The organism is Okeania sp. SIO3B5 (assembly GCF_010692555.1).
Classification (GTDB): Bacteria; Cyanobacteriota; Cyanobacteriia; order Cyanobacteriales; family Microcoleaceae; genus Okeania.
The window spans coordinates 1-4,926 of record NZ_JAAHHG010000651.1 but is presented as its reverse complement, the minus strand read 5'-3'; the positions used below and the strand labels follow the sequence as shown (position 1 = coordinate 4,926).

The 4,926-nt window shown below is 36.7% G+C and carries 4 protein-coding genes; 3 read left to right on the top strand and 1 reads right to left on the bottom strand.

Going from position 1 to position 4,926, the window contains the following annotated elements; all coding sequences use genetic code 11:
• The first annotated feature begins 354 nt into the window (after positions 1-354).
• From F6K54_RS40235 to F6K54_RS40225, 3 genes are all read left to right on the top strand, one after another.
• Entirely contained in the window at positions 355-510 is a 156-nt protein-coding gene (locus F6K54_RS40235; RefSeq protein WP_293089979.1) for a hypothetical protein, read from the top strand.
• A gap of 650 nt (positions 511-1,160) precedes the next feature.
• Entirely contained in the window at positions 1,161-1,871 is a 711-nt protein-coding gene (locus F6K54_RS40230) for a tRNA1(Val) (adenine(37)-N6)-methyltransferase (RefSeq protein ID WP_293089977.1), read from the top strand.
• 370 nt (positions 1,872-2,241) lie between these two features.
• Positions 2,242-2,907, top strand: a complete 666-nt coding sequence (locus F6K54_RS40225; RefSeq protein ID WP_293089975.1) for a glutathione S-transferase family protein — start codon at positions 2,242-2,244, stop codon at positions 2,905-2,907.
• Between the two features lie 262 nt (positions 2,908-3,169).
• Here the strand turns inward: F6K54_RS40225 and F6K54_RS40220 are convergent, their stop codons facing one another.
• Entirely contained in the window at positions 3,170-4,465 is a 1,296-nt protein-coding gene (locus F6K54_RS40220) for a glutamate-5-semialdehyde dehydrogenase (RefSeq protein WP_293089973.1), read from the bottom strand.
• Positions 4,466-4,926: the final 461 nt, after the last annotated feature.

Below are 4,926 nucleotides of genomic sequence, written 5' to 3'. Positions count from 1 at the left end.
AAGGCTTTAAGGGAAGAAAAGGTTTGAAGGGAAAAAGTTTTTTTGTTACTAATTATCCGGAAATTATATTAATAGATATTATTTTAATTTTTCCGAGATATGTAGATAGTGAGATGAAGGAAGAAGGCATAAGCCAGAAGGCAGCTATGCTGGAGGCAGAAGTGAAGAAAAGGCTTTAAGGGAAGAAAAGGTTTGAAGGGAAAAAGTTTTTTTGTTACTAATTATCCGGAAATTATATTAATAGATATTATTTTGATTTTTCCGAGATATGTAGATAGTGAGATGAAGGAAGAAGGAAGAAGGCAGCTATGCTGGAGGCAGAAGTGAAGAAAAGGCTTTAAGGGAAGAAAAGGTTTGAAGGGAAAAAGTTTTTTTGTTACTAATTATCCGGAAATTATATTAATAGATATTATTTTAATTTTTCCGAGATATGTAGATAGTGAGATGAAGGAAGAAGGAAGAAGGCAGCTATGCTGGAGGCAGAAGGCAGAAGTGAAGAAAAGGTTTTAAGGGAAGAAAAGGTTTGAAGGGAAAAAGTTTTTTTGTTATTAATTATCCGGGAATGATATTAATAGATATTATTTTGATTTTTCCGTGTAGATAGTGAGATGAAGGAAGAAGGCAGAAGGCAGCTATGCTGGAGGCAGAAGGCAGAAGTGAAGAAAAGGTTTTAAGGGAAGAAAAGGTTTGAAGGGAAAAAGTTTTTTTGTTATTAATTATCCGGGAATGATATTAATAGATATTATTTTGATTTTTCCGAAATATGTAGATAGTGAGATGAAGGATGAAGGCAGAAGGCAGAAGGAAGAAATTTTAAATTTTTGATATGTCTGCGCCCTTTTCTTCGACTTATATAGTAGGCAATCAGAATTGATAAATTTCCAGAATGAAGAAAAAATAAATATTTTGCAGGTTAATCCTGAAAAATATAAATTTTAATAGATATTGTTTGTATTTTTCCGAAATATGGAGATAGTAAACTGATATACTAGGTATTTTAATGAATTCTGACTTCTGAATTCATATCAAGTTGCAGTGATTAACCACAATATAAAAAGATGGCATACTCCTCAAGAGTCATCTTAAGATGACTTAAACTATTAGCCAAGGATTGAAATCCTTGGCGAGCCATGTCACCCGCTAAACATAAAAATTAAAATATGGGAGGAAATAAATTTAGATTTAAACAGTTTACTATTCTGCAAGACCGATGTGCAATGAAAGTCGGTACTGATGGTACTTTATTAGGAGCATGGATAGATATTTCTGGAGCAGAAAAAATTTTGGATATTGGTACTGGTACGGGTTTAATTTCTTTAATGCTGGCACAACGTTCTCTTGCTCAAATTGATGCTGTAGAAATTGATGTTAACTCATCTATTCAAGCTAGAGAAAATGTGGAGCGATCGCCATGGTTAGATAGGATTAAAATTCATAATTATTCTATTCAGGAATATACAGAATCTTGTGAAAAAAAGTATGATTTAATAGTATCAAATCCACCTTTCTTTGAAAATGCTTCTAAGGCGGCAAAAAAAGCTAGAACGGTTGCCAGACATACAGACTTTCTTTCGCAAACTGATTTATTACAAACAGCAGTTGAACTTTTGTCAGATACGGGTAAATTAGCTGTTATTTATCCAGTAGAGCAAGCTAAAAATTTTCAGACAAAAGCAAGGTTTTTTGGATTATTTTGTCACAAAAAACTATATGTCAAACCCATGCCAGAAATTCCGACAAAACGAATTTTGATGGAATTAAGTAAAAATAAATTATCCCCTCAAGAAGATACTCTGATTATTGAAGCTAAACAATGTTTATACACCCCTGAATTTATCGCATTAATCAAAGACTTTTACTTAAAATATTAGGCGTTGGTGAATTTAGCTATGATTTTCGTGCTTAGGGAATAGGGAATAGGGAATAGGGAATAGGGAATAGGGAATAGGTAGGGACGTTGCATGCAACGTCCCTACAGACGTTCGCCCGTACACGGCTGTTAAACCCTATAAATAGTGTATAATTTATCCTTTGGGTAAGTCCTGTTAATCTTAATATAGTAATGTGCGCTGGTATATTTACAAATTGCAGGAACTGTCCAATAGCTAAAAGTCTTATATTATTAGCTTTTTATTCCCCTCCTGGGAGGGGGAGGGGCGAGGGGTGGGTTGCCTGTTGCCTGTTGCCTGTTGCCTGCGCGCAGCGCTATAGTACAGATTTATCAAACTATGAGGTTTTCTGATGTTAACTCTTTATCATACCACAATATCTCCTAATTCCCGTCGCGTCTGGGTGACATTGCTAGAAAAAGGACTTGAGTTTGAGCTGGTAGAACTCAAACTGAGCGAAGGAGAACAATTTAAACCGGATTATTTGGCAATTAACCCTTTCCACCACATTCCTGCTTTGGTAGATGATGGCTTTAATGTAGTGGAGTCTTTGGCAATTCTGGACTATTTAGAAGCTAAGTACCCTAATCCTACTATGTTGCCTCAAGATGTCAAAGATCTAACAATTGTGCGAATGGTACAAATGGTTAGTGTTAATGAATTGTTGCCTTCCATCGATGCATTAGTACCAAGAATTTTTGATTTACCAGGAGAGGACTTAGAAAAAGTTGAGAAGGCGCAACAGAAAATTGCTACAACACTAACGTTTTTTGAGAAATTATTGGGCGATCGCTCTTATTTTGGTAGTGACAATTTAACTTTAGCTGATGCTGTTGCTGGAACAATTGTTCCTATATTCTCAATAAGAGGTGGTATTTCTTTGAGTGAATATCCTAAAGTAAGTGCTTGGTGCGATCGCTTAATGGCACGTCCAGCATGGCAAGCTTCTGAGGCCACACCAGAAGCATTTGAAAACTTAAGATCTATTCTGGCAGCTCGAATGCAAAAAAACCATTAATAATTAATAATTAATAATTAATAATTAATAATGGCTTTGCATAAATGCGGGATGATTTTTATAGTTTTGTGAAAGTGGAATGGGCATCTTGCCCGTTCCTGATATTTTCGGGACAGGCAGGATGCCTGCTCCCACTTAACTTACCACTTATATTTATCCCGCCCCTCAGCAATGCCCAGTATATGTTTATAATTCTACCCACACTTCCATATTCAATCTCCCCTACTCCCTCACTCCCCCACTCCCCTACTCCCTTACTCCTCTACAAATCTCGGTGAGTAAATGTCTGAGCGCGATCGCCAGAATAAGTAGCAGCAATATGGCCATCACCTACAACTTGATATTTATAAGTTACTAACCCTTCTAAACCGACTGGGCCTCTTGGTGGCATTTTCTGAGTACTAATTCCTACTTCCGCTCCAAAACCATAACGGAAGCCATCAGAAAACCGAGTCGAACAGTTATGGAATACGCCCGCTGCGTCTATTTGAGCAAGAAATATGTCTGCGGTTTCTTTATCCTCAGTTACGATCGCATCTGTATGTCCAGAACCATAAGTATTGATGTGAGCGATCGCTGATTCTAAATTATCTACTACTTTAATTGACAATACTAGATCGCTGTATTCTGTTGCCCAGTCTAATTCTGTTGCCACCTTTAGCGATGGTAAAATTTTCTGAGTAGCTGCATCACCTAATAACTCTACTTGATGCTTTTCCATCATTGGGAAAACTTCTGTCAAAAACTTGTCAGCAATATCAGTATGAACTAACAAAGTTTCCACTGCATTACAAGCAGCAGGATACTGAGTTTTTGCATCCACAGTAATTGCAACTGCCTTTTGAATATCTGCTGACTTATCTACATAAACATGACAAATTCCTTCAGCGTGCCCCAAAACAGGAATTTGAGTATTTTCCTGTACAAATTTCACAAAAGAATTAGAACCTCTGGGAATAATTAAATTGACATATTTATCTAACTTCAGTAACTCCAGAGTTTCCTCCCTGGTAGTTAATAACTGTACTGCATCAGGATTAACAGAAGTTGTTGCCAGTCCTTGGCGAATTGCTGTAACTAATTCTTGACATGAATTAGTTGCTTCTTTTCCTCCTTTGAGAATGACACCATTTCCTGATTTAATTGCCAAAGCTGAAATTTGAATTACAGCATCAGGACGAGCTTCAAAAACTACACCAATAACTCCCAAAGGACAAGTAATTCGTTTAAGAATTAATCCTTCATCTAGTTCTCGATGTATTTGCACAACACCGACTGGATCGGCCAAAATAGAAACATTGCGTAAACCTGCGATCGCGCTGTTAAGTTTGGCCTCGTCCATTTTCAATCGATTATAAAGAGGTTTAGCAATGTTATTGGTTTGAGCTATCTGACAGTCAAGTTTATTTGCTGCGAGAATTTTTGGTGCTGCGGTTTCTAGTGCTTGGGCAACTGCTTCAATTGCTTGATTTTTGGCTTCTGTGGATAAACCTGCTGATTTTTGTGCTGCTTGACGGGTTGTTTTGGCTATTTCAGTCAAAGAAACTTCTATAATCATCGTCTTTTTGGGATTTTTTTACGACTTATTTTATCATTATACTGCTTCATTCTCATTGAAGAAGGCAGCTATGCTGAAGGCAGCTATGCTGAAGGGAAAATTGCATGGAGATTCTAAATTAGGCAAAAAAATATGGCGTTGGTGAATTAAGGTATGAAAGTAGGTTTATAAGGAATAGGGAACACTTAACTGGGAACAGGGAACAGTTAATATTAACAAGTAGTTCAAACCATCCAAAATACAAAATACAAAATATAAAATTATCAAATCATACCCAGAATCACCAACGCCAAAAATATTTAGGGTTTGCGTATGGAAAGTCTTTTTGCTCTTTGTAGGGAGTAGGGAGTAGGAGCGGACGTAGAAGCAATGGGAATTACAGAGTCAGTGGCCAAAACAATAGTCAGAGTGATTTTTCGGGTAGCAAAAGCTGAAAATCCTCACTTTTTTAACCTGAGCAA